This is a genomic window from Pseudomonas sp. OV546 (genome assembly GCF_900116845.1).
Lineage (GTDB): Bacteria > Pseudomonadota > Gammaproteobacteria > Pseudomonadales > Pseudomonadaceae > Aquipseudomonas > Aquipseudomonas petroselini.
In genome coordinates, this window is record NZ_FPCE01000022.1 from 41,336 (window position 1) to 65,662 (window position 24,327).

Sequence of the window (24,327 nt, forward strand, 5' to 3'; positions counted from 1 at the left end):
AACAAAAAACATGCAGGAGCGCTCCATGATTCGGCTCACCGCTGAACGCACCCCGGCTGGCACCAGTTATCTGGCGACCGGCCAAGGCCAGCCTGTGGTTTTGATCCACGGCGTGGGCCTGAATAAAGAAATGTGGGGCGGGCAAGTCGTTGGCCTGGCCACGAACTACCGCGTGATCAGCTATGACATGCTCGGCCATGGCGCCAGCCCGCGCCCGGCCGCCGGCACGCCGCTGCTGGGGTATGCCGACCAGTTGCTGGAGCTGCTCGACCACCTGCAACTGCCCCAGGCCACAGTGATCGGTTTTTCCATGGGTGGCTTGGTCGCCCGGGCGTTTGCCCTGCACTACCCCGAGCGCCTCACCTCCTTGGTGGTGCTCAACAGCGTGTTCAACCGCAGCCCCGAACAGCGTGCCGGCGTGATCGCACGCACCGCCCAGGCCGCCGAACACGGCCCGGATGCGAATGCCGAAGCTGCGCTGTCGCGCTGGTTCAGCCGTGAATACCAGGCCGCCAACCCGGCGCAGATCGCCGCCCTGCGTGAAACCCTGGCGGGCAACGACCCCCAGGGCTACCTGACCACCTACGAACTGTTTGCGACCCAGGACATGTACCGCGCCGACGACCTCAAGGGTTTGCGCGTCCCCACCCTGGTCGCCACCGGCGAACTCGACCCCGGTTCAACCCCGGAAATGGCCCGGCAACTGGCCGATCGTATTCCCGGCGCCACCGTTGCGGTGCTGGCCGAGCAACGGCATATGATGCCGGTAGAATCGCCACGCCTGGTCAACCAGCTGCTGCTGGGCTTCCTCGACACGGTGTACGCCCAAAACAATCCAATCAAGGGGATCGTTGCATGACACTCGCACGCTTCCAGATGTGCATCGGCGGTGAATGGGTCGATGCCCTGTCCGGCAAGACTTTCGACAGCCTCAACCCGGCCCTGGCCGAACCCTGGGCGCAACTGCCCGACGCCGATGAAGCCGATGTGGAGCGCGCTGTACAGGCCGCCCAAAGCGCCTTCGACAGCCCGGCCTGGCGTGGCCTCACCGCCACCGCACGGGGCAAATTGCTGCGCCGCCTGGGCGACCTGATCGCCGACAACAAGGAACAACTGGCCCAGCTGGAAAGCCGCGACAACGGCAAGTTGATCCGCGAAACCCGTGGCCAGGTCAGCTACCTGCCGGAGTTCTTCCACTACACCGCCGGCCTGGCCGACAAGCTCGAAGGCGGCACCCTGCCACTGGACAAGCCGGACCTGTTCGCCTACACCGTGCACGAAGCCATGGGCGTGGTGGCGGCGATCATTCCGTGGAACAGCCCGCTGTACCTGACCGCGATCAAACTCGCGCCGGCTCTGGCGGCGGGCAATACCATCGTGATCAAGCCGTCGGAACACGCCTCGGCGACCATCCTCGAACTGGCGCGCCTGGCCCTTGAAGCCGGGATCCCGCCGGGCGTGGTCAACGTGGTCACCGGCTACGGTCCCAGCACCGGCGCCGCCCTCACCCGCCACCCACTGGTGCGCAAGATCGCCTTTACCGGCGGCGCGGCCACGGCCCGCCATGTGGTGCGCAGCAGCGCGGAGAACTTCGCCAAGCTGTCCCTGGAGCTGGGCGGCAAATCGCCGAATATCATCTTTGCCGACGCCGACCTCGACAGCGCCATCAATGGCGCGATTGCCGGGATCTATGCGGCATCCGGGCAGAGCTGCGTGTCCGGTTCGCGCCTGCTGGTGCAGGATGAGATCTACGACGAATTCGTCGAGCGCCTGGTGGCACGCGCCCAGCGCATCCGCATCGGTAACCCGCAGGACGACGCCAGCGAAATGGGGCCCATGGCCACCGCACAGCAACTGGCCGTGGTCGAAGGCCTGGTCGCGGATGCCATCGCCGAAGGCGCGCGCCTGCGCACCGGCGGCAAACGCCCGCAGAACCTCGGTGAGGGCTGGTTCTATGAGCCGACGCTGTTCGAATGCGACCGCAATTCGATGAAGATCATGCAGGAAGAAGTGTTCGGCCCGGTGGCCTCGGTCATCCGTTTCAAGGACGAAGCCGAAGCGCTGGCCATCGCCAACGACTCGCAATTCGGCCTCGCCGCCGGCATCTGGACCCGCGACCTCGGCCGCGCCCACCGCCTGGCGCGGGACGTGCGCTCGGGGATCATCTGGGTCAACACCTACCGTGCCGTGTCGGCAATGGCGCCCATCGGCGGCTTCAAGAACAGCGGCTACGGACGTGAAAGCGGCATCGATTCGGTACTCGCCTACACCGAGCTTAAGACAGTGTGGATCAACCTCTCCCAGGCGCCCATGCCTGATCCCTTCGTGATGCGTTAAGAGACCCCGACCATGATCGAACCCGGCATTTACAAAGACGTCATGAGCTCGTTCCCTTCGGGCGTCACGGTTGTCACCACCCTCGACCCGGACGGCGGCATCGTCGGCATTACCGCCAGTGCGTTCAGCGCGCTGTCGATCGACCCGGCGCTGGTGCTGTTCTGCCCCAACTATGCGTCGGACACCTACCCGATCCTGCGCGACAGCAAGCGCTTCGCGATCCACCTGCTGTCCGCCGACCAGACCGCCGAGGCCTATGCGTTCGCCAGCAAAGGCAAGGAAAAGGCCAAGGGCATCGAGTGGCACCTGAGCGAGCTGGGCAACCCGCTGCTGGCCAAGGCCACGGCGATCATCGAGTGCGAACTGTGGCGCGAATACGACGGCGGCGATCACGCGATCATCGTCGGCGCGGTGAAGAACCTGATCCTGCCCAAGGAACCGGTCACGCCGATGATCTACCACAAGGGCAAGCTGGGCCCGCTGCCGACCCTGGCCTGAGGCGCGCCGGGGCAGGAGGGAGGGCGCCATGAGGGTTTGTCGCTTAAAGAACGCAGCATGATAAACTTGGGCACGATTTTCGGCCCTCAATCGGCCCCGGCCGGCCGAGGCCTCCAGTTAACCGCTAAATTCAGAGCAGACCCCATGAAACGCGCGCCCCTCGACGACAGCTTCAAGGTCAATCACAACCCGGTCACCCTGCGCGAAATCGTGCTGGAAAAACTGCGCAGCGCCATCATGAACTTCCAACTGCTGCCCGGTGACCGCCTGGTGGAGCGCGACCTGTGCGACCGCCTCGGGGTCAGCCGCACCTCGGTGCGCGAAGCCTTGCGTCACCTGGAGTCCGAAGGCCTGGTGGAATTCGCCGACGCCAAGGGCCCGCAGGTAGCGATCATTACCCTGGCCGACGCCGTCGACATCTATGAACTGCGTTGCGTGCTCGAAGGCTTGATCGTGCAATTGTTCACCCTGCGCGCCAAGGCGAAGGACATCAAGGCCCTGGAAAAAGCCCTTGAAGAAAACCGCAAGGCCCTCAAGGACGGAGAACTGCAACAGGTCATCGACTCGGTGCAGGGCTTCTACGACGTGCTGCTCGAAGGTTCGGGCAACCATGTGGCGGCCACCCAGCTGCGCCAGTTGCAGGCCCGCATCAGCTACCTGCGCGCCACCTCGGTGTCCCAGGAAAACCGTCGCGGCACCAGCAACCAGGAAATGGAACGCATGGTCCAGGCGATCAAGAGCGGCGACCCGCTGGCCGCCCACCAGGCGTGCGTCGATCACGTGCGCGCCGCCGCCGCCGTGGCCCTGGACTACCTCAAGCGCAAACAGGAAGAAACCGGCAAGCTTCCGGAAATCACCCTGCCCATCGCGCTGAAAGAACCGCGCATAGGTCACTGACCTTGGCCAGCCCCAGCTTTTGCCCGACATGTGGCGGCAGTGACCTCGGTCACCAACTGCCACCGGGCGATACCCATGAGCGCCTGATGTGCCGGGGCTGCGGCTATATCCACTACATCAACCCCAAGATCATCGCCGGCTGCATCATCGAGCAGGACGGCAAATACCTGCTGTGCCAACGCGCGATCCCGCCCCGCCCCGGCACCTGGACATTGCCTGCCGGTTTCATGGAAGGTGGCGAAACCACCGAACAGGCCGCGCTGCGTGAAGTGTGGGAAGAAAGCGGCGTACGTGCCGAGATCGTATCGCCCTACTCGATCTTCAGCGTGCCCAGGATCAGCGAGGTCTACATCATCTTCCGCGCCATCGCGCTGGAGATCACCGGCCAGTTCGGGCCGGAGACCCTGGACTATAAGTTCTTCGCGCCTGAGGATATTCCCTGGGACAGTATCTACTACCCGGCGATCAGGCAGATTCTCGAGCGGTATATCGAGGAACGCCAGGCTGGGGTGTATGGCATCTATATCGGGAACGATGACAGCGGCAAGATTCATTTCATCCGCTGACCGCACCGCCAAACACGGATCAAAATGTGGGAGGGGGCTTGCTCCCGATAGCAGTGTGTCAGTCAATACATGAAGTGACTGAACTACCGCTATCGGGAGCAAGCCCCCTCCCACATTTGGCCCATATTTGGCCTGATGACCTAGGGTGCCAGCCCTTCCACAATAATAATCTGCGCCACCCCTGCCCCCTCCCGGTGCCCCTTCGCTTCCTGATATTCGGCAGACGCGTAACACGCCACCGCCTGCTCATAGCTCTCAAACTCAATCACCACATTACGCTGCCGTGACGGCCCGCCTTCCATCGCCTCGCTGCGCCCGCCCCTGGCCAGGAACCGCCCGCCAAACTTTGCAAACGCCGCCGGCGCGCGCTGGGTGTACTGGGTGTACTGCTCTGCATCAGACACATCCACATGGGCAATCCAGTAGGCCTTCATCGTGACATCCTCTTGTTGAATTTTTGTGGTATACCATAATACATACAACCAACAAATCGAGCACTCTCCATGTCCTTCAACAGCATCGCAGACATCATCGAAGACTACCGCCAAGGCAAGATGGTGCTCCTGGTGGACGACGAAGACCGGGAAAACGAAGGCGACCTGCTGCTGCCTGCGGCCTGCTGCACCGCCGAGACTATCAGTTTCATGGCCCGCGAAGCCCGTGGCCTGATCTGCCTGACCCTCACCGACGAACACTGCCAGCGCCTGGGCCTGGAACAGATGGTGCCAAGCAATGGCAGCGTGTTCAGCACCGCGTTTACCGTGTCCATCGAAGCCGCCAGTGGGGTCACCACCGGCATCTCCGCCGCCGACCGCGCGCGTACCGTGGCGGCGGCCGTCGATGTTAATGCCGGGCCGGCCGACATCGTGCAGCCGGGGCATATCTTCCCGCTGCGCGCCAAGGACGGCGGCGTGTTGACCCGCGCCGGCCACACCGAGGCCGGCTGCGACCTGGCGCGCCTGGCCGGGCACACCCCGGCGTCGGTGATCGTCGAAGTGATGAACGACGACGGCACCATGGCCCGCCGCCCGGAACTGGAAATCTTCGCGCGCAAGCATGGCATCAAGATCGGCACCATCGCCGACCTGATCCACTACCGCCTCAGCACCGAACGCACCGTGGTGCGCATCGGTGAACGCGAGCTGCCGACGGTGCACGGCACGTTCCGCCTGATCACCTTTGAAGACCGCATCGACGGCGGCGTCCACATGGCCATGGTCATGGGCCAGTTGCGCCGCGATACCCCTGCGCTGGTACGCGTGCACGTGATCGACCCGCTGCGCGACCTGGTCGGTGCCGACTACAGCGGCCCGTCCAACTGGACGCTGTGGGCGGCCTTGCAACGTGTCGCCGCTGAAGGCAGCGGCGTGGTGGTGGTGCTGGCTAACCATGAGTCGTCCCAGGCGCTGCTGGAACGCGTGCCGCAACTGACCCAGGCGCAGCGCCAGTTCAACCGTTCGCAGTCGCGCATCTATTCTGAAGTGGGCACCGGGGCGCAGATCTTGCAGGACCTCGGCGTCGGCAAGCTGCGTCACCTCGGCCCGCCCCTCAAATACGCCGGGCTGACCGGCTACGACCTGGAGGTGATCGAGAGCATTCCCTTCACCGAATGACGGATAACCGGTAAGGCAAAATGCTTGCACAAAGTTTGGAATACCATAATATGATATTCCATAGACCGAACGCTTCTGCCAAGTGCGCCCGCCAGGGAGAGCACCAATAACAGCCCTTGGCACGGTCGCCTTTTGGGGTCTCGATTAGAGGCTCCCGATGGACCTACTGCTCCCGATAGGCGGGCATTACCAAGCCCGCTCAATAACAAAACAAATGAGGGCGTGAAAATGGTGTTGAACAAACGTGCAACCGCGGTGCTGTTCGCGGGTTTATTGGCTACGGCCACTCACGCGGCCATGGCAGCCGAAAGCGTCAATTTCGTGAGCTGGGGCGGTAGCACCCAGGATGCGCAGAAGCAGGCCTGGGCCGACCCGTTCAGCAAGGCCAGCGGCATTACCGTGGTCCAGGATGGCCCCACCGACTACGGCAAACTCAAGGCCATGGTCGAAAGCGGCAACGTGCAGTGGGACGTGGTGGATGTGGAGGCCGACTTCGCCTTGCGCGCCGCCGCCGAAGGCCTGCTCGAACCCCTCGATTTCTCAGTGATCCAGCGCGACAAGATCGACCCGCGCTTCGTCTCCGACCATGGTGTGGGCTCGTTCTTCTTCTCCTTCGTGCTCGGCTACAACGAAGGCAAGCTCGGCGCCGGTAAGCCTCAGGACTGGACCGCGCTGTTCGACACCAAGACCTACCCCGGCAAACGTGCCCTCTACAAATGGCCAAGCCCCGGCGTGCTCGAACTGGCGCTGCTGGCCGACGGCGTCCCCGCCGACAAACTCTACCCCCTGGACCTGGACCGCGCCTTCAAGAAACTCGACACCATCAAGAAAGACATCGTCTGGTGGGGCGGCGGCGCGCAGTCGCAACAGTTGCTGGCCTCCGGCGAAGTCAGCATGGGCCAGTTCTGGAACGGTCGCATCCACGCCCTGCAGGAAGACGGCGCGCCCGTGGGCGTGAGCTGGAAGCAGAACCTGGTGATGGCCGACATCCTCGTCGTGCCTAAAGGTTCGAAAAACAAAGCGGCTGCGATGAAATTCCTGGCCAATGCCAGCAGCGCCAAGGGCCAGGCGGATTTTTCCAACCTGACCGCCTACGCACCGGTGAACATCGACAGCGTGCAGCGCCTGGATTCGGTGCTCGCGCCGAACCTGCCGACCGCCTACGTCAAGGACCAAATCACCCTCGATTTCGCCTACTGGGCCAAGAACGGCCCGGCCATTGCGACACGGTGGAATGAATGGCTAGTCAAATGAAAATGACGGCAACCACACCGACCGGGAGCGCCCTCGGCGCTGCCGGCGCGGTTTCGGCCAAGGCCGGGGCGCCGTCCCTGGCGCAGCGCTGGCGGGGGTCGAGCAACCTGATCCCGGCCCTGCTGTTCCTCGGCCTGTTCTTCCTGGCGCCGCTGATCGGCCTGTTGCTGCGCGGCGTGCTGGAGCCGGTGCCGGGCCTGGGCAACTATGAACAGCTGTTCGCCAACTCCGCCTATGCCCGAGTGCTGCTCAACACGTTCTCAGTGGCAGGCCTGGTGACCCTGTTCAGCCTGCTGCTGGGCTTTCCGCTGGCCTGGGTGATCACCCTGGTGCCACGCGGCTGGGGACGCTGGATCCTCAACATCGTGCTGCTGTCGATGTGGACCAGCCTGCTCGCCCGCACCTACTCCTGGCTGGTCTTGCTGCAAGCCTCCGGGGTGATCAACAAGGCGCTGATGGCCATGGGCATCATCGATGTGCCCCTGGAGATGGTGCACAACCTCACGGGCGTAGTGATCGGCATGAGCTACATCATGATCCCGTTCATCGTGCTGCCGTTGCAGGCGACCATGCAGGCCATCGACCCGATGATCCTGCAGGCCGGCTCGATCTGCGGCGCCAGCCCGTGGACCAACTTCTTCCGCGTCTTCCTGCCGCTGTGCCGGCCGGGCTTGTTTTCCGGCGGCCTGATGGTGTTCGTGATGTCCCTCGGTTACTACGTCACCCCGGCGCTGCTCGGCGGTGCACAGAACATGATGCTGCCCGAGTTCATCATCCAGCAGGTGCAATCGTTCCTTAATTGGGGCCTGGCCAGTGCCGGCGCCGCGTTGCTGATCTTCATCACGCTGGTGCTGTTCTACTTCTACCTGAAGCTCCAGCCGGAATCCCCGGTTGGCGCCAGCAACGCGAGGTAAGCCGTCATGCTCCTGACCCCCAATGCCATGAGCCGCAGGATGCGCTTGGGCCTCTACACCACCACCGGGTTGATTGGCCTTTTCCTGCTGCTGCCGATTGTGTTTATCGTGCTGCTGTCGTTCGGCTCGTCGCAATGGCTGGTGTTCCCGCCGCCCGGCTGGACGCTGAAATGGTACGGCCAGTTCTTCTCCAACGCCGACTGGATGAACGCGGCCATGGCCAGCCTCAAGGTGGCCGTGTTGACCACCGTGTTCGCCGTCGCCCTGGGCCTGCCCACCGCGTTTGCCCTGGTGCGCGGGCGCTTCCCCGGCCGCGAATTGCTCTACGGCTTATTCACCCTGCCGATGATCGTGCCCTTGGTGATCATCGCCGTGGCGGTGTACGCGCTGTTCCTCAAGCTCGGCTACACCGGCACGATGTTCGCGTTTGTGGTCAGCCATGTGATCGTTGCGCTGCCGTTCACCATCATCTCGATCATCAACTCGCTGAAGCTGTTCGACCAGTCGATTGAAGACGCGGCGGTGATCTGCGGCGCCTCGCGCTTGCAGGCAGTGTTCAAGGTGACCTTCCCGGCGATTCGCCCGGGGATGGTGGCCGGCGCACTGTTCGCCTTTCTGGTCTCGTGGGACGAAGTGGTGCTCAGCGTGATGATGGCCAGCCCTACCCTGCAAACCCTTCCCGTAAAAATGTGGACCACCCTGCGCCAGGACCTGACGCCTGTGATCGCCGTCGCGTCGACGCTGCTGATCGGCCTCTCGGTGCTGGTCATGGTGATTGCCGCCGCCGTTCGCCGGCGTACCGAAACCCGCGCCTGAGCGCCGAGGAGAAGAACATGAGTGCAGTGATCAACGATGTCGCACAGAGCCACGGCCAACCCCTGGTCAGCCTGCGCAACCTGAACAAGCACTACGGTGAATTCGCTGCCGTGGACAACATCTCGCTGGACATCCAGGACGGCGAATTCCTCACCTTCCTCGGCTCCAGCGGCTCGGGCAAAAGCACCACGCTGTCCATGCTGGCCGGCTTCGAAACGCCGAGCAGCGGCGAGATCCTGGTCAGCGGCCAATCCCTGGTCAACGTGCCGCCGCACAAGCGCGACATCGGCATGGTGTTCCAGCGTTACTCGCTGTTCCCGCATTTGTCGGTACGCGACAACATCGCCTTCCCCCTGGCGATTCGCAAACTGGCCAGCGCCGAACGCGAAAAGCGCGTCGACGCCATGCTCAAGCTGGTGCAGTTGGAACAGTTCGCCCATCGCCGCCCTTCGCAATTATCTGGCGGCCAACAGCAACGGGTCGCCATCGCCCGCGCGCTGGTGTACGAGCCACGCATCCTGTTGATGGACGAACCCCTCGGCGCCCTCGACAAGAAGCTGCGTGAAGACCTGCAAGACGAACTGCGCCAGCTGCACCGGCGCTTGGGCATCACCATCGTCTACGTGACCCACGACCAGGAAGAAGCCATGCGCCTGTCCCAGCGCATCGCGATTTTCAGCCACGGCAAGATCGTCGGCCTGGGCAGCGGCTTCGACCTCTACCAGAACCCGCCGAACGCGTTTGTCGCCTCGTTCCTCGGCAACTCCAACTTCCTCAAGCTCAAGGCCCAGGGCAACGCAGTGGCGTCGTTCGAAGGCCAGGCGCTGTCGATCCGCCTGACCACCGGGCTGCACACCGAGCAGGATGTGCTGCTGATGGTACGCCCGGAAAAAGCCTTGGCGCTGAGCGTCGAACAGGCCGCCGAACAACCGCTGGCGGCGGGCTGGAATGAAGTGTCGGCGATTGTTGGCGAGGTGCTGTTCCTCGGCGAAAGCCAGACCTGCACCGTGAAAACCCTGGGCGGCACGTCGATGACGGTCAAGGCGCTGTCCGCTGCCGGCATGCCGCTCAAGGCCGGCGACCCGGTGCGTGTGCGCTGGGCGACGGCGGATGCGTGTGTGTATACGGAGTGGGCCGAAAGCGACCTGAACAAGGCCGCAGGCGCGCATTGAATCCCATGTGGGAGGGGGCTTGCCCCCGATAGCGTTGTGTCAGTTAAAGATGCATTCACTGACACTCCCTCATCGGGGGCAAGCCCCCTCCCACATTTGAAGTGCGTTTACCCGTTAAAGCTTGCGCTCGAAAATCGCCCCCTCGATCCCCAGCACCTCACGGGTATCCGCATAAATCCCCACGCCCTTCTCCCACACCTGCTTGATCGACTGATCCGCGCAGCGAATCTGGTAATTGAGTTCGAACGGCTCCTGCCGTGACAGCGCGTATTGCACCTCGCGCCACACATAGTCGGCATCCTGCGCCAGGATCAGGCTGTTGTAGGTGAACTCATGGTTGTCCACCAGGCGCTCGGCGGGGTAGCCGGTGAGTTGCAGGCAGCCCGCGCTGACGAATTCCATGGTCCAGTCGCGGTTGTTGCGGCCGCGATAGATCAGGCCCGGCATGCTGTCGAGCAAACTCATGCTGCTGCGCTGGCTGGCCTGCAAGGCGATTTCGCGGCGTTTGTGGGCCGTAACGTCACCGGCCACCAGGTAGAAGCCTTGGGGGCCGCGCTTGAGGCTGATGTCAAACCAGCGCAATTCGCCGCTGGGGTGCACAAAACGCAGGCGCTGGTTGAATGAGGTGTCGGGGCGGCGGCGCAGTTCATTCAAGGCCTGGCGCCATAGCGGGCGGTCTTCCTGGTGCACGTAGTCCATCAGGTTACGCTCCGCGCCGTGCGGGCCCATCAACGCGGCCCAGGCCAGGTTGGAGTGGGCGATCTGGCCGTTGTCGCGCAGTTGCACTAAGGCGGCGGGAAAGCAATCCATCACGTCCATGGGCGGCGCCGCAAATGCTTCGGGGCTGTCCCTCATCTAGTGGCGCTCCTCGTGTTTCATCAAGGCGCCGCTGTGCACCCAGGCCGCCAGCTCCAGGCGCGAATGCAGGCCGAGTTTCTGCAACAGGCTGCGCACGTAGATTTTCACCGTGCCGTCGCTGATCCCCAGTTCGCGACCGATCTGTTTATTGCTCATGCCGGCGGCGATCAGCGCCAGGGTCTGGCCTTCGCGCTCGGTGAGGTTGCCGCTGTCGATGGGGTCGCACGACGGCGACGGCTCAGCCTGGTCGGCGAGCAAGGCAATCAGGGTCGAGTCCAGTACGATCGCGCCCTTGTGACAGTTGCGCATATACGCCAGCAACGCATCCGGCTCGGTTTCCTTGAGCACATAACCGCTGGCACCCAGGCGCAAGGCCGTGAGCAACTCGGCGCGGTCCATGGAGGCGGTGAGCACCACCACCTGGCAATCCAGGCGCAACTGGCGCAGTTCGTCCAGTACCTGCAAACCGCTGAGGCCAGGCATGTGCAAATCCAGCAGCACCTGTTGCGGCGTCAGGCTCACGGCAAGGTTGATGCCCTCGCGGCCGCTGGCCGCCTGCCCCACCACTTCGAAGTCGCCGCTGGCATCGAACAACTGCGCCAGGCCCTTGCGAAACAACGGGTGATCATCGATCAGTAATAAGGTCGTGCAGTCCATCGAGACTCCCCTGTGGCAGATCGTGGTGGCGACGCAGGCCAAGGTGCACACGCACCCCGTGCGGGCGGATCGCCTCTATGCTCAGCCGTGCACCGATGCTGGCGGCGCGCTCGCGGATAATCGCCAGGCCGAAATGGTTGTGCTCGTCGCAGGCCGGGATCAAGCCGATACCATCGTCTTCCACCGACACCGAGGCGTCGCCCTCCTGGGTCTGGCGCAGTTCGATCCGCACGTGGCGCGCGTGGGAATGCCGCACTGCGTTGGTCAGGGCCTCGCGGATGATCTGCAGAATCTGCAATTCGGTTTCCGGGCTCAGGGCGTCGTCGGCCAGGCGGTTGTCGAGTTCGAAGACAATGATGCAACGCCGCGAGAACTCCGCGACCGAATCGGCCAGGGCCTGGCGCAGCGAGCGCCCGTCCATGGTCAGGCGCGCACTGGTGATCAGCTCGCGCACCTGGCGTTGCAGTTGGCTCAGGCCGGTGCACAGGTCCTGCAGGGCCGGCTCGCCCAGTTGCGACTGCAAGCCATGGGCCTGGAACGACAGGTAGCCCAACTGCTGCGCCACCGAATCGTGCAGCTCACGGGCCAGGGCGCCGTGGCGGGAAGTCGCCTGTTTGCGCTGCTGCTCACGGTTGTGGCAGCGCAGGCGTACGGTCACGCCCACCGCCTGCGCCGCCTCCTCCAGTATCCGGCGCCAACTGGCACCGGCCCGCCGAGGGGTGTCGAGCAGCAATGCGCCCTTTTCACCCTCGGGCAAAGCGCACACCAGACGGTGCACGCCCCTTTGCCGGCAAGGTCCGCAGGCTTGGGGAGCGTCCGTCACGCTGGCGTCGCGCCAGGGGCAGCGGTCGACGGCCTGGCAGCCGTCGACCGCCCCTCGCCGCGTCGGGCCCAGGTCTTCGCCGCCGAGGATCAGGTTAAGCCTGGCAGGCGGCAGCAGTGCGTCGAAACGGTCCAGGAAACCCGACAAGGCACCGTCAGCGTGCAGGGGCAACCCGGCCAACAACCTGCGCACGCTGCGCGCCTGTTCGGGGCGTACAGGCCCCAACCAGAGCGGCCAGCCTTTTGGTCGTGTCAGCACTCTTTGATAACTCCCCGTCCGGTTGCTCTGCGTGGTCAAGAAGCCCAGCAACTTCCATGCCCCGAATGGCCGGCGCACAAGGCTTATCTCCAAAGGCATAGCCCTTTTTCCAGATTGAGAAGATTTTCCCCATAGGAAAGTATCTCTCCCAACAGGAAACAAAAACGCACCGTGGAGAGCCCGCATGACGCCTACCCGCAGCCGCCCCATCGTGGTGATGCAATCCGCCGCCGCCCGCGCAGCGTTCATCAGCGAACTGCACATGCCCGTGCTGTTGAACGGCGAACACCCCGACTTTGCGCGGCGCCTGCAACACGCGTTGGCCAGCGCCACCGTGGGTTGCCGGCTTTACCTGCTGGGCGACGAAGCCTTTATCTGGCGTGTGCACGGCGAGGCCCGTGCCGCGGGCCTGGAAGACGACGAGATCGACATGACCTGCACCACGCCGGGCCTGCGCCAGGTGTATTGCGCGCACTGCGGCCTGACCCAGGCGGCCGGGCCGGCGCCGCTGTTGAACTGCATCGGCTGCCACGTCGGGCTGGAGGTCCGCACGCATTTTTCCCGGCGCCTGGGGGCGTACCTCGGCGTGTGCATCAACCCTGACCAGCCCTACGCGGGGTTCCAGCCATGAGCGCGGCCCTCAACGTCCAGGTCAGCGCAGCACGCATGCTCACGCCCGTCGTTCGCGAATTCACCCTGACGCCCGCCACGGGCAGCCTGCCCGGCTTCTCGCCCGGCAGCCATGTGCAGGTGCACCTGCCGCTGGCCGAAGGCACGGTGCGCAACGCCTATTCACTCACCAGCGACCCGGCGCACCCCCAGCACTATCGCATTGCCGTGCGCCTGCAAGACGCCTCGCGCGGTGGCTCGCAGTACCTGCACAGGCAGGTGCAGGTCGGCGACACCTTGCAGATTTCGCCGCCGGCCAATCTGTTCGCCCCTCATGGCACCGCGCGCCTGCATATTCTCATCGCCGCCGGGATCGGGATCACGCCGTTCATGGCCTATATCGCCGCAATGGAACAACAGCAGGCCGACTTCGAACTGCATTACCTGTTCCGCCGGGGCCTCAGCGACGCGTATCTCGACGAGCTGCAACAGCGCCTCGGCCCGCGCCTGCACGCCTACGACCGGCGCCCGGACCTGAACACAATTCTCGACAACCGGCCGCTGGGCAGCCACGTCTACACCTGTGGTCCGCAGCCCTTGCTCGAGGCGGTTGAGCAACACGCCACACGCCTCGGCTGGCCGCTCAAGCGCGTGCATTCGGAAGCCTTCAAGGGCGCACAACCCGGCCAGCCGTTCGACCTGCACCTGCTGCGCAGCGGCCGACGACTGCGGGTCGAGGCCGAGCAAAGCCTGCTCGAAGCCCTGGAACAGGCCGGCCTGCAAGTGCCCAACCTGTGCCGTGGCGGGGTCTGCGGGCAATGCATCACGCGCCACCAAGGCGGCGCCATCGAACACCGTGACAGCTTCCTCAGCCCGGCCGAGCAGGCCGACTTTCTGATGCCCTGCGTCTCGCGCGGCAGCGGCCCCTGCGTTTCGCTGGACCTATAGGAGTGAGTGCCATGCCCCTGCAAACGAGCCCCGTGCTGAGCTATCGCGACGATTTCAGTTTTCGCAACAGCCCGGCAGCGATCCGCCGTTTTCCCTTTCCCTTTATCGAGGACAGCTACCTGTACTCGGTGAACATCGAACCGGCCATCTCCCGCGACCCCGGCTCGATCTATGAGCACGCCTTCGACATCGACGAGCACTACCGCTCGGAAATGGCCGAGCGCGCCCTGGTGTTGGACAAGGACCCGCGCCGCTACCTGGTGATGCCACACATGCAAGTGGCCGCCTGGGATGCACTGCAGATGATCATGGAGCACCTGGCTACCGACTACCCGCAGTGGTTCAGCCTGGTGCAAGACGGCGAGCGCTGGCAGTGGCGCAACCACCTGCTGGACATCGACCAGCCCTTCATCTTCGGCGATGCCACCAGCCTGCCCTGCGCGCCGCTGGAGTACATCGGCCGCCAAGTGCAGGGGGATTTCGCCCTGCTCGACCAGCGCGACGGCGACCTGTACATGGACGCCGGCCTGGTCACCAGCCCGGCCGACTGGTCGTTGGCGTTCGACGCCGGCATGAGTTTCAAGCAATGGCACGCACCGGTGCCCATGGCCCATCAGATGGGCGTGTTCGAGCGCGCACTGAAGTACCTGCTCAACGTGCAGGTCGGCCAGCCGGTACGGCGCTTGAACTGGACCCTGACCATCAACCCGCGCCTGGATTCGTCGCCGGAAACCTTCCATGAATGGGGCGCCGATCGCGGCCAGATCACCGCCGAGAACGTCGGGCAGCAGGTACACCTGCGGGTCGAGCTGCAAGTGATGGCGCGCCTGCCGCGCAGCCACGCGGTGATGTTCAGCATCCGTACCTACCTGATCAGCCTGGACGAGCTGGTCACACAACCTGGATGGGGCTGTCGCCTGCACCGCGTGCTGCGCGACCTGCCCGACCCCATCGCCGACTACAAGGGCATGACCCGCTACCGCCACACGCTGGTCGAGTGGTTGAGCCAGTTCGACCCACAGGCCTGACGCCCCCTCTTCTACGACAAGGAACCTCACATGACCCACTCATGGCGTATTTCTGCATTGGCCGAGCGGCACCGCGCCCTCGGCTCCCACCTCGAAGACTGGAACGGCATGGGCACTGCCTGGACCTACAGCAGTGACCTCGCCGACCACCACCAGGCGATCCGTACCCGCGCTGGGTTGATGGACGTGTCGGGGCTGAAAAAAGTCCACTACGTGGGACCCCACGCCGAGAGCCTGTTGCAGTGGGCCACCACCCGCGACATCGCCAAGCTCTACCCCGGCAAATCGGTCTACGCCTCGATGCTCGATGAGGACGGCAAGTTCGTTGATGACTGCATCGTCTACCGCACCGGCCCCAACGCGTTCATGGTGGTGCATGGCGCCGGCACCGGGCATGAAATGCTCGTGCGCTCGGCCCAGGGCCGGCAAGTGGCGGTGCTGTTCGATGACGACCTGCACGACCTGTCGCTGCAAGGTCCGTTGGCGGTGGATTTCCTCGCCGAACACGTGCCCGGCATCCGCCAACTGGCGTACTTCCATCACCTGCAAACCCGCCTGTTCGACCGCCCGGTGATGATCTCCCGCACCGGCTACACCGGCGAGCGCGGCTACGAGATTTTCTGCAAGGCCGCCGATGCGCCGTTCCTGTGGGACAGCATCCTTGAACAAGGGGCGAGCCTGGGGATCATCCCCTGCGCCTTCACCGCCCTGGACTGGTTGCGGGTGGAAAGCTCGCTGATGTTCTTCCCCTACGACAACTCGCAGATGTACCCCTTCGCCGACCAGAAGGCCGGCGACACCCTCTGGGAAATGGGCCTGGACTTCACCGTTTCCCCAGGCAAGCACGCCTTCCGTGGCGCCGAAGAACACCTGCGCCTGCGCGGCCAGGAGCGTTTCAAGATCACCGGCGTGCTGCTTGAGGGCGTTCGCGCCGCCGAGGCTGGCGACACCTTATGGCAAGGCAACCAGCAAGTCGGCGTGATCACCTGCGGCATGTATTCGCGCCTGAGCAAACGCTCGATGGCCATCGCGCGCATGAGCGTCGCCTGCTCAGAACCCGGTATTGCCTTGCAGGTACGCGGCAGCCTTGAGGCCAGCGCCAGCACCCACGCCCTGCCCTTCGACGACCCGCAAAAAACCAAGCGCACGGCCAAGGGCTGAGCCTTCCTTCACGCAATTCAGGAGCCTTCGATGGACGCCTCCCGCGAACATTACATCCTCAAGATCACCTGCCCGGCGGCGTCCGGGATTGTCGCCGCGATCAGCGCGTGCCTGGCCCAACAGCAGTGCTACATCAGCGAGCTGGCGCAGTTCGACGACGAGTTCACCGGGCAGTTTTTCATGCGCGCGGTGTTCCGTTTCAACACCGGCGTGAGCGGCGATATCGGTGCCCTGCGCAACGGCCTCGGCGACCTCGCCGGTGGCTTCGACATGCACTGGCAGTTGTTCAGCTCACGCCAACCGACCCGCGTGCTGCTGATGGTCAGCAAGTTCGACCACTGCCTCACCGACCTGCTCTACCGCCACCGCAAGGGCGAGATGGACATGCACATCACCGCCGTGGTCTCCAACCACCTGGACCTGCGGGCGATGGCCGAGCGCGAAGGCATTCGTTTCATCTACCTGCCGATCACCCAGGACACCAAGGCCAGCCAGGAAGCCGAGCTGATGCGCATCGTCGAAGACACCCAGACCGACCTGGTGGTGCTCGCACGCTACATGCAGATCCTGTCCGACGGCCTGTGCCAGCAACTGTCGGGCCGGGCGATCAATATCCACCACTCGTTCCTGCCCGGTTTCAAGGGCGCCAAGCCCTACCACCAGGCCTATGACCGTGGCGTCAAGCTGATCGGCGCCACCGCCCACTACGTCACCAGCGACCTGGATGAGGGCCCGATCATCGAGCAGGAAATCCAGCGCGTCGACCATACCCACTTGCCCGACTCGCTGGTTGCCATCGGCCGTGACACCGAAACCGTGGCCCTTTCCAAAGCCCTGAAATACCACCTGGAACACCGGGTGTTCATCAACCAGGACAAGACAGTGATCTTTCGCTGAACCCTTCAGGAGGCACGCTCATGACCCTACGTGTTGCAATCATCGGCGCCGGCCCGTGTGGCCTGGCGCAACTTCGCGCGTTCCAGTCGGCCCGCGACAAAGGTGCCGCCATCCCCGAACTGGTGTGCTTCGAGAAACAGCAGGACTGGGGCGGCATGTGGAACTACACCTGGCGCACCGGCCTCGACGAGAACGGCGAGCCGGTGCACGGCAGCATGTACCGCTACCTGTGGTCCAACGGCCCCAAGGAATGCCTGGAGTTCGCCGACTACACCTTCGAAGAACACTTCGGCCGGCCCATCGGTTCCTACCCGCCGCGTGAAGTGCTGTGGGACTACATCAAGGGCCGCGTGGAAAAGGCCGGCGTGCGCGACTACATCCGCTTCAACAATGTGGTGCGCCAAGTCACCTTCGATGCACAGAGCCAGCGCTTCACCCTCTACGCCCACGACTACACCAGCGACACCTTGACCTGCGAAGAATTCGACTATGTGATCAACGCCTGCGGCCACTTCTCCACGCCCAAGGTGCCGTACTTCGAAGGCTTCGAACAGTTTGCCGGGCGCATCCTGCATGCCCACGATTTTCGCGAGGCGCTGGAGTTCAAGGACAAGGACCTGCTGATTATCGGCAGCAGCTATTCGGCCGAAGACATCGGCTCGCAATGCTACAAATACGGCGCGCGCAGCATCACCAGTTGCTACCGCAGCGCGCCCATGGGCTATGCCTGGCCGGATAACTGGGAAGAAAAACCGCTGCTCCAGCGCCTGGAAAACAACCGCGCGTACTTTGTCGATGGCAGCAGCAAGCACATCGACGCGGTGATCCTGTGCACCGGCTACAAGCACCACTTCCCGTTCCTGCCGGACGAACTGAGCCTCAAGACCGACAACCGCCTGTGGCCGATGAACCTCTACAAGGGCGTGTTCTGGGAACCCAACCCCCGCCTGATCTACCTGGGCATGCAGGACCAGTGGTACTCCTTCAACATGTTCGACGCCCAGGCCTGGTATGCCCGCGATGTGATCCTCGGGCGCATACCACTGCCCGGCCACGCTGACATGGTCGCCGACAGCCAAGCGTGGCACGCACGGGAACAGGCCCTGGAAACCAACCAGCAGATGTTCGAGTACCAGGGCGCCTACATCCAGCAACTGGTGGACGCCACCGACTACCCGAGTTTCGACATCGCCGCCGTCAACGAAACCTTTCTGCACTGGAAGCACGACAAGGCGGAAAACATCATGGGCTATCGCGACAAGTCCTATCGCTCGCTGATGACCGGCACCCAGTCGCCGCCGCACCACACGCCGTGGTTGCAGGCCCTGGATGACTCGATGGCGGCCTACTTGGGAGAGCCCACGACCCCCATCAAGTCGGTCGGCTGATGATGAATGCGCCCCGTGTTTCCCATCCCCGAGAGCCCGGGCTGTTTGCCCGCGCGCCGAACCTGGAACGCTACCGCGTGGCCGCCGGCGGTGTGACCCTGGTCGACTTGCAACCCGGCGACAGCCTGCATGTGATCGACGTCGAAGGCCGGCAAACCTGCACACTGCTGGCCCTCAACGCTGGCGGTCGCAGTGCGCTGGCAAGCTGGGGGCTGAACGCGTCAACGGCTTGCCGTGTGCCTGGGCGTATCGGCCAGGCGCTCCAGCGGCGTGGCATCGACGCACAGGCATTGCCGCTGGCCGCCTCGCTATGGGACGCCGACAGCCCGCCCGGCCACAGCCGGCAGTTTGTCGCCGAGGACGCGCTGCTGGTGATTGTCGCCGCCCCCGCCGAGGCTACGGCCGTCGACCGGCAATACCGGCCCAGCGAGCTGCGCCTGATAGTGACGCGGGCCAACCCGTCGCCGCTGCTGGTGCCCGCCCTGCCCGAGCCGTTGGGCGATGTACTCGACGAATTCACCCTGCGCGCGGGCACGGCCCACAGCTACACCGTCGCCAAGGGGCAGTACATCCAGGTGCTGGACGTCGCGGGCCGCCAGTGTTCGGACTTCGTCGCCCTCGACCGGCGAGCCCTGGATCGCGGCGTGGAACTGGACCTGGACCAGACCGTCACGCGCACGCTGAACGGCAGCGCGTATCCGGCACCGGGGCTGTTCTCGAAGTTTTTCGACCGCCGTATGCAACCGATGCTGGAGGTGGTGCAAGACACAGTCGGGCGCCACGATTCATTCGCCCTGGCCTGCGCGGCGCGCTACTACGAAACCCATGGCTATTTCGGGCACGACAACTGCAGCGACAACCTCAGCCGCGTCCTTGCGCCCCATGGCGTGCAGGCGCGCAACGGCTGGCCGGCGATCAATTTCTTCTTCAACACCGGCATCGATGCGCACCAGCAGATGACCCTGGATGAACCCTGGTCGCGGCCCGGCGATTACGTGCTGCTGCGGGCCATAAACGACCTGCTGTGCGGCAGTACCTCGTGCCCGGATGACATTGACCCGGCCAACGGCTGGAACCCGACCGATATCCATGTCCGCATCTACAGCGAGAAGGAGCGTTTTTCCATCGCCATGAGCACTCGAACCACGGCGGATGCCGACCCGATCCTCACCCGTGAGTCCGCGTTCCACTCACGCACCCGCGCCCTCACCGGCAGCTTCACCGACTACTGCAATTGGTGGCTGCCACTGCGCTACGACGGTTACGGCGTCACCGAGGAATACCTCGGTTGCCGCGAACGGGTGGCGGTGATGGACCTGACCGCCCTGCGCAAATTCGAAATCATCGGCCCCGACGCCGAAGCCCTGTTGCAGTACTGCCTGACTCGCGACGTACGCCGCCTGGCGGTGGGCCAGGTGGTGTATTCGGCAATGTGTCACGCCCACGGCGGCATGCTCGACGACGGCACCCTGCTGCGCCTGGGCCCGGACAACTTCCGCTGGATCTGCGGCGAAGACTACGCCGGCGTGTGGTTGCGCGAGCAGGCACAGAAACTGGGCATGAAGGTGTGGGTCAAGTCGGCCAGTGAGCAGATTCACAACCTGGCGGTGCAAGGGCCGCTGAGTCGCGAGCTGCTCAAGCAGATGGTCTGGACCCCGCCCACGCAATCGAGTGTGGAAACCCTCGGCTGGTTTCGCTTCCTAGTCGGTCGGCTGGACGGTTTCGACGGCTGCCCGTTGATGATTTCGCGCACCGGCTACACCGGCGAACTGGGCTTTGAGGTGTGGTGCCAGCCCGAAGACGCCGTACAGGTCTGGGACCGCATCTGGCAACTCGGCCAACCCTTGGGCCTGGTGCCCCTGGGCCTGGAAGCCCTGGACCTGCTGCGCATCGAAGCCGGGCTGATTTTCGCCGGCTACGAGTTCAGCGACCAGACCGATCCGTTCGAGGCCGGTATCGGTTTCAGCGTGCCGCTCAAGAGCAAGACGGATGACTTTATCGGTCGCGACGCCCTGCTACGGCGCAGCGCCCACCCCAGCCACAAACTGGTCGGCCTGCACCTGAGCGGCAACGAGGTCGCCCACCACGGCGACCCGGTGTACCAGGGCCGCGCCCAGGTCGGGGTGATCACCAGTGCCTGCCGCTCACCGCTGCTGGCCAGCAATATCGCGCTGTGCCGGGTCGACGTGAGCTGCGCCGAGCCCGGCACTGAACTTGAGATCGGCAAAGTCGATGGCCTGCAGAAGCGCATCAGCGCCACGGTCAGCGCCGCGATTTTCTACGACCCGGACAAAAGCCGGGTGCGCAGCTGATCGTCCCGAAACGGGAGTGCCAGCGCATTTTGACTGCCCCAACCTAACCGCTATTCAGACATGGGAATACGAAGATGGAAGCGACGACGTTCGAGGCTGTACCGCAGGCTGCCGGCTCGGTGGGCAGCCTGCACCGCAAGATCGATTGGCGCGGGGCATTCTGGGTCGCCAGTGGCGTACCCGCGCTGGTGCTGTTCTCCATCGGTGCGATTGCCGCCACGGTGGGCAAACCGGCGTGGATCGTGTGGATCGTGTCGATCCTGTTCGGGTTTATCCAGGCCTTCACCTACGCCGAGATCGCGGGGCTGTTCCCGCACAAATCCGGCGGCGCCTCGGTGTACGGCGCGGTAGCCTGGGTGCGCTACAGCAAGCTGATCGCACCGGTGTCGGTGTGGTGCAACTGGCTGGCTTGGTCACCGGTGCTGTCCATCGGTTCGGGGCTGGCGGCGGGGTATATCCTCACGGCGCTGTTTCCCGCCGATGCGTTGATCAACACCTGGCAACTGACCCTGCTGGACCTGGGCTGGGTGAAAAGCGGTCTGTCGTTGCGCATCAACGCGACGTTCGCCATTGGTTTGTTGATTTTGCTCACGGTGTTTGCCGTGCAGCACGGCGGCATCCTGCGCTCGGCACGGCTGACCCTGGTGCTCGGCGTCACCTCGTTGATTCCGCTGCTGCTGGTGGGCGTGGTGCCGTTGTTCACCGGGGATGCGACCCAGGCCAACTTCCTGCCGCTGTACCCCTTGGCCCATGACGCAGCCGGGCAAGTCATCGATGGGCCATGGGATATGTCCGGCTGGTCATTGATGGCTGGCGGGCTGTTCATGGCGGCGTGGTCCACCTACGGCTTTGAAACGGCGGTGTGCTACACCCGCGAATTCAAGGACCCCAAGCGCGACACCTTCAAGGCGATCTTCTACGCCGGCCTGCTGTGCATCCTGGTGTTCACCCTGGTGCCGCTGGCGTTTCAAGGCAGCCTCGGGCTGGGGCAACTGGTGACGCCAGCGGTGCTCGACGCCAGCGGCGCAGTCGTCACGCCCGCGGTGTACAGCGGCCTGCTCTCGCCGGCGATCTACAGCGGCATGGGCGTTGGCCAGGTGATGGCCGACAGCATCGGCGGCGGCAAGGTGGTGGCCAATATCGTATTGATCATGCTGGTGCTGGCGACGTTGTTGGCGATCATGACCTCGATGTCCGGCTCGTCGCGAACGTTGTACCAGGCGTCGGTGGACGGTTGGCTGCCCAAGTACCTGGGGCGCACCAACGAACATGGCGCGCCGACGGCGGCGATGTGGACCGACCTGTCGTTCAACCTGCTGCTGTTGCTGATGTCGGACTATGTATTCGTGCTTGCGGCGTCAAACGTCAGCTACATCATCTTCAACTTCCTCAACCTCAATGCCGGCTGGATCCACCGCCTTGACCGCCCCGACTGGGTGCGCCCGTACAAGGCCCCCACCGTGCTGCTGGCGGCCGGCGGCGTGCTGAGTTTCGTCAACCTGGCCTGCATGGGCCTGGGCGCGGACATCTGGGGCGCGGGCACGCTGGTCACCGGTTTGTTACTGGCGCTGCTGATCCTGCCGGTGTTCTGCTACCGCCACTATGTGCAGGACAAGGGCCACTTCCCCGCCGCCATGCTCACTGACCTGTATATCCAGGCCGATGACGGCCAACGCCGCGCCGGCTGGCTGCCCTATGCCACGCTGGTCGCCGGTGTGCTGGTGGTGTATGCCTGCCATCAACTGGTAGCCTGAGCCTTCTGGCCTGCCTATGGCTGAGGGATTCTTATCCCTCAGCGCCTTGATTCCCCAGACAACGGTGACGCTTTTGACCAGTTCTCTCCCCACGCTTGCCCGCGATATTGACGGCAAGGCCATCTCTGCGCGGGTGCTCGATGAGGTTCGCGAAGAGGTCCTGCTGCTTGCCTCACAGCAGATCTACCCGGCCCTGGCAGTATTGCTGGTGGGCGACGACCCGGCCAGCCACGTCTACGTGCGCAATAAACTGCTGCGGGCCAAGGACGTCGGGATTCGCTCCCTGGAATACCGGCTGCCGGAGGATGCCAGCCAGACGCAGGTGCTGGACCTGCTTGCCCAGTTGAATGCCGACACATCGGTCAACGGCATCCTGGTGCAATTGCCGCTGCCGGCGCAGATCGACGAAGCGGCGGTGATCCACGCGATCGACCCGATCAAGGATGTGGATGGCTTCCACCGCGAAAACGTCGGCGGCCTGGTGCAAGGCATCGAGGTGCTCACGCCCTGCACACCCAGCGGCTGCATGCGCCTGCTGCACGAAACCTGCGGCGACTTGAGCGGCTTGCACGCGGTGGTGATCGGTCGTTCGAACATTGTCGGCAAGCCCATGGCGACCTTGCTGTTGCAAGCCCACTGCTCGGTCAGCGTGGTGCACTCGCGCAGCGTCGATGCACCGGCGTTGTGCCGCTTGGGCGACATCGTCGTCGCCGCCGTGGGCCGACCCCAGTTGATCGATGCCCGTTGGCTCAAGCCCGGCGCAGTGGTGATCGATGTGGGCATCAACCGCATCACGACCGAGACCGGCACGCGGTTGGTGGGGGATGTGGATTACGCCAGCGCACGCACCGTGGCCAGCGCGATCACGCCAGTGCCCGGCGGTGTGGGCCCGATGACAATAGCTTACTTGCTGAAAAACACCCTGGTGGCGAGCCAGCTGCAACGCAGCAAGGCAAATGAGGGAGGGAGCTCGCCCCCGATGGTCGTGGCTCAGCTACAACCAAGCTGACTGACAGACCGCTGTCGGCTCATAGGTATCCACAACGGTAACCACGATGCGAAGCGAGCCGCCCTTGATCTTGCTTTAGCTCTTGATCTTGATCTCAGGCGCCCCGTCAACCACGCTGGCCGGAATTCGACATTGATTTGGGGGGGTAAACCGGCAGGGATGCCGGTTTAGCCGCCCCGCGCCATGGATGGCGCGTGGCGGCGGCCCCCCAAATCAATGTCGGATTACGGGCACACCGAGCCTGGGCGAGGTGCCGAGTGGTGGGGCGAAGGCTTTTTGCTTACTTTTGGGCCTCTCCAAAAGTGAGTCGCTGTAAGAGCGAAACCATAAGCAGCCGTTACCGCAGCAACGGATATGTACTCATTCCACTCCAGCATCCTGGTCGGCTGTCAGGCCGCCAGCGGGAGCAAGCTCCCTCGCCACAGGTTCAGCGCCATACCCAGAGTGGTGTAGATACCGAGGCCCCGATGGCGCTGAATCAGTCACCTGATGAATCGACTGACACACCGCTATCGGGGGCAAGCCCCCTCCCACATTTGGATCGCGGTCTAACCGTTA

Annotated in this window: 23 protein-coding genes; 19 read left to right on the plus strand and 4 right to left on the minus strand. The window is 64.0% G+C overall.

Annotation, left to right across the window (positions count from 1 at the left end; genetic code table 11):
* Window positions 1-25 precede the first annotated feature (25 nt).
* From BM403_RS29940 to BM403_RS29960, 5 genes are all read left to right on the plus strand, one after another.
* Entirely contained in the window at window positions 26-859 is an 834-nt protein-coding gene (locus tag BM403_RS29940) for an alpha/beta fold hydrolase (RefSeq protein WP_043205174.1), read from the plus strand.
* Window positions 856-2,337: an aldehyde dehydrogenase gene (locus BM403_RS29945; RefSeq protein WP_012723574.1), complete on the plus strand. Its 1,482-nt coding sequence runs from the start codon at window positions 856-858 to the stop codon at window positions 2,335-2,337. The genes BM403_RS29940 and BM403_RS29945 overlap by 4 nt, the downstream gene beginning before the upstream one ends.
* 12 nt (window positions 2,338-2,349) lie before the next feature.
* Complete coding sequence (locus BM403_RS29950) at window positions 2,350-2,835, plus strand: flavin reductase family protein (protein WP_012723573.1); 486 nt, start codon at window positions 2,350-2,352, stop codon at window positions 2,833-2,835.
* Between the two features lie 144 nt (window positions 2,836-2,979).
* Window positions 2,980-3,732, plus strand: coding sequence for a GntR family transcriptional regulator (locus BM403_RS29955; protein ID WP_012723572.1), 753 nt, complete (start codon window positions 2,980-2,982; stop codon window positions 3,730-3,732).
* 2 nt (window positions 3,733-3,734) lie between these two features.
* Window positions 3,735-4,298 carry an NUDIX hydrolase gene (locus BM403_RS29960; RefSeq protein ID WP_093546739.1) on the plus strand — a complete coding sequence of 188 codons (564 nt, stop codon included), beginning with the start codon at window positions 3,735-3,737 and terminating at the stop codon, window positions 4,296-4,298.
* A 140-nt stretch (window positions 4,299-4,438) separates the two neighbouring features.
* Here the strand turns inward: BM403_RS29960 and BM403_RS29965 are convergent, their stop codons facing one another.
* The gene (locus BM403_RS29965; RefSeq protein WP_012723570.1) at window positions 4,439-4,732 is read right to left on the minus strand and encodes a DUF1330 domain-containing protein; all 294 of its coding nucleotides are present in this window, start codon (window positions 4,730-4,732) and stop codon (window positions 4,439-4,441) included.
* Window positions 4,733-4,801: 69 nt separating this feature from the next.
* On the opposite strand from BM403_RS29965, the gene ribBA reads away from it, so the two are divergent.
* From ribBA to BM403_RS29990, 5 genes are all read left to right on the plus strand, one after another.
* On the plus strand, window positions 4,802-5,911 hold the full coding sequence (gene ribBA, locus BM403_RS29970; RefSeq protein ID WP_093546742.1) for a bifunctional 3,4-dihydroxy-2-butanone-4-phosphate synthase/GTP cyclohydrolase II: 1,110 nt from the start codon (window positions 4,802-4,804) through the stop codon (window positions 5,909-5,911).
* Between the two features lie 228 nt (window positions 5,912-6,139).
* A complete protein-coding gene (locus BM403_RS29975) occupies window positions 6,140-7,165 on the plus strand; it encodes an ABC transporter substrate-binding protein (RefSeq protein ID WP_027603596.1) in 1,026 nt (341 codons plus the stop codon).
* Window positions 7,162-8,079 (plus strand): ABC transporter permease, encoded by a 918-nt coding sequence (locus tag BM403_RS29980; protein WP_175538120.1) that lies wholly within the window; start codon window positions 7,162-7,164, stop codon window positions 8,077-8,079. Before BM403_RS29975 ends, BM403_RS29980 begins: the two co-directional genes overlap by 4 nt.
* A 6-nt stretch (window positions 8,080-8,085) precedes the next feature.
* On the plus strand, window positions 8,086-8,895 hold the full coding sequence (locus tag BM403_RS29985; protein WP_010567348.1) for an ABC transporter permease: 810 nt from the start codon (window positions 8,086-8,088) through the stop codon (window positions 8,893-8,895).
* 17 nt (window positions 8,896-8,912) lie between these two features.
* Entirely contained in the window at window positions 8,913-10,067 is a 1,155-nt protein-coding gene (locus BM403_RS29990) for an ABC transporter ATP-binding protein (RefSeq protein WP_012723566.1), read from the plus strand.
* A gap of 114 nt (window positions 10,068-10,181) precedes the next feature.
* Here BM403_RS29990 and BM403_RS29995 read toward each other — a convergent pair whose 3' ends face one another.
* From BM403_RS29995 to BM403_RS30005, 3 genes are read right to left on the minus strand one after another with little or no spacing between them, the layout of a single operon-like run.
* Entirely contained in the window at window positions 10,182-10,922 is a 741-nt protein-coding gene (locus BM403_RS29995) for a PAS domain-containing protein (RefSeq protein WP_093546748.1), read from the minus strand.
* Complete coding sequence (locus BM403_RS30000; protein ID WP_046035758.1) at window positions 10,923-11,582, minus strand: response regulator; 660 nt, start codon at window positions 11,580-11,582, stop codon at window positions 10,923-10,925.
* A complete protein-coding gene (locus BM403_RS30005; protein ID WP_093546763.1) occupies window positions 11,551-12,597 on the minus strand; it encodes an ATP-binding protein in 1,047 nt (348 codons plus the stop codon). Before BM403_RS30005 ends, BM403_RS30000 begins: the two co-directional genes overlap by 32 nt.
* 250 nt (window positions 12,598-12,847) lie before the next feature.
* Between BM403_RS30005 and BM403_RS30010 the strand changes: the two genes are divergently transcribed.
* The 9 genes from BM403_RS30010 (at window position 12,848) to BM403_RS30050 (ending at window position 23,769) form a co-directional block, all read left to right on the plus strand.
* The gene (locus tag BM403_RS30010) at window positions 12,848-13,294 is read left to right on the plus strand and encodes a dimethylamine monooxygenase subunit DmmA family protein (protein ID WP_012723562.1); all 447 of its coding nucleotides are present in this window, start codon (window positions 12,848-12,850) and stop codon (window positions 13,292-13,294) included.
* Entirely contained in the window at window positions 13,291-14,220 is a 930-nt protein-coding gene (locus BM403_RS30015) for a PDR/VanB family oxidoreductase (RefSeq protein WP_093546751.1), read from the plus strand. Before BM403_RS30010 ends, BM403_RS30015 begins: the two co-directional genes overlap by 4 nt.
* A gap of 11 nt (window positions 14,221-14,231) precedes the next feature.
* Window positions 14,232-15,248, plus strand: coding sequence for a heme-dependent oxidative N-demethylase family protein (locus BM403_RS30020; protein ID WP_093546754.1), 1,017 nt, complete (start codon window positions 14,232-14,234; stop codon window positions 15,246-15,248).
* A gap of 30 nt (window positions 15,249-15,278) precedes the next feature.
* Entirely contained in the window at window positions 15,279-16,409 is a 1,131-nt protein-coding gene (locus BM403_RS30025; protein ID WP_046035761.1) for an aminomethyl transferase family protein, read from the plus strand.
* Window positions 16,410-16,439: 30 nt separating this feature from the next.
* Window positions 16,440-17,306 carry a formyltetrahydrofolate deformylase gene (gene purU, locus BM403_RS30030; protein WP_065872252.1) on the plus strand — a complete coding sequence of 289 codons (867 nt, stop codon included), beginning with the start codon at window positions 16,440-16,442 and terminating at the stop codon, window positions 17,304-17,306.
* Window positions 17,307-17,326: 20 nt separating this feature from the next.
* Window positions 17,327-18,694, plus strand: coding sequence for an NAD(P)-binding domain-containing protein (locus tag BM403_RS30035; RefSeq protein ID WP_046035762.1), 1,368 nt, complete (start codon window positions 17,327-17,329; stop codon window positions 18,692-18,694).
* A 2-nt stretch (window positions 18,695-18,696) separates the two neighbouring features.
* Window positions 18,697-21,006, plus strand: coding sequence for a trimethylamine N-oxide demethylase (locus BM403_RS30040; protein WP_093546766.1), 2,310 nt, complete (start codon window positions 18,697-18,699; stop codon window positions 21,004-21,006).
* Window positions 21,007-21,080: 74 nt separating this feature from the next.
* The gene (locus BM403_RS30045; protein WP_093546757.1) at window positions 21,081-22,760 is read left to right on the plus strand and encodes an APC family permease; all 1,680 of its coding nucleotides are present in this window, start codon (window positions 21,081-21,083) and stop codon (window positions 22,758-22,760) included.
* Window positions 22,761-22,833: 73 nt separating this feature from the next.
* Window positions 22,834-23,769 (plus strand): bifunctional 5,10-methylenetetrahydrofolate dehydrogenase/5,10-methenyltetrahydrofolate cyclohydrolase, encoded by a 936-nt coding sequence (locus BM403_RS30050; protein WP_175538121.1) that lies wholly within the window; start codon window positions 22,834-22,836, stop codon window positions 23,767-23,769.
* The last annotated feature ends 558 nt before the right edge of the window (window positions 23,770-24,327 follow it).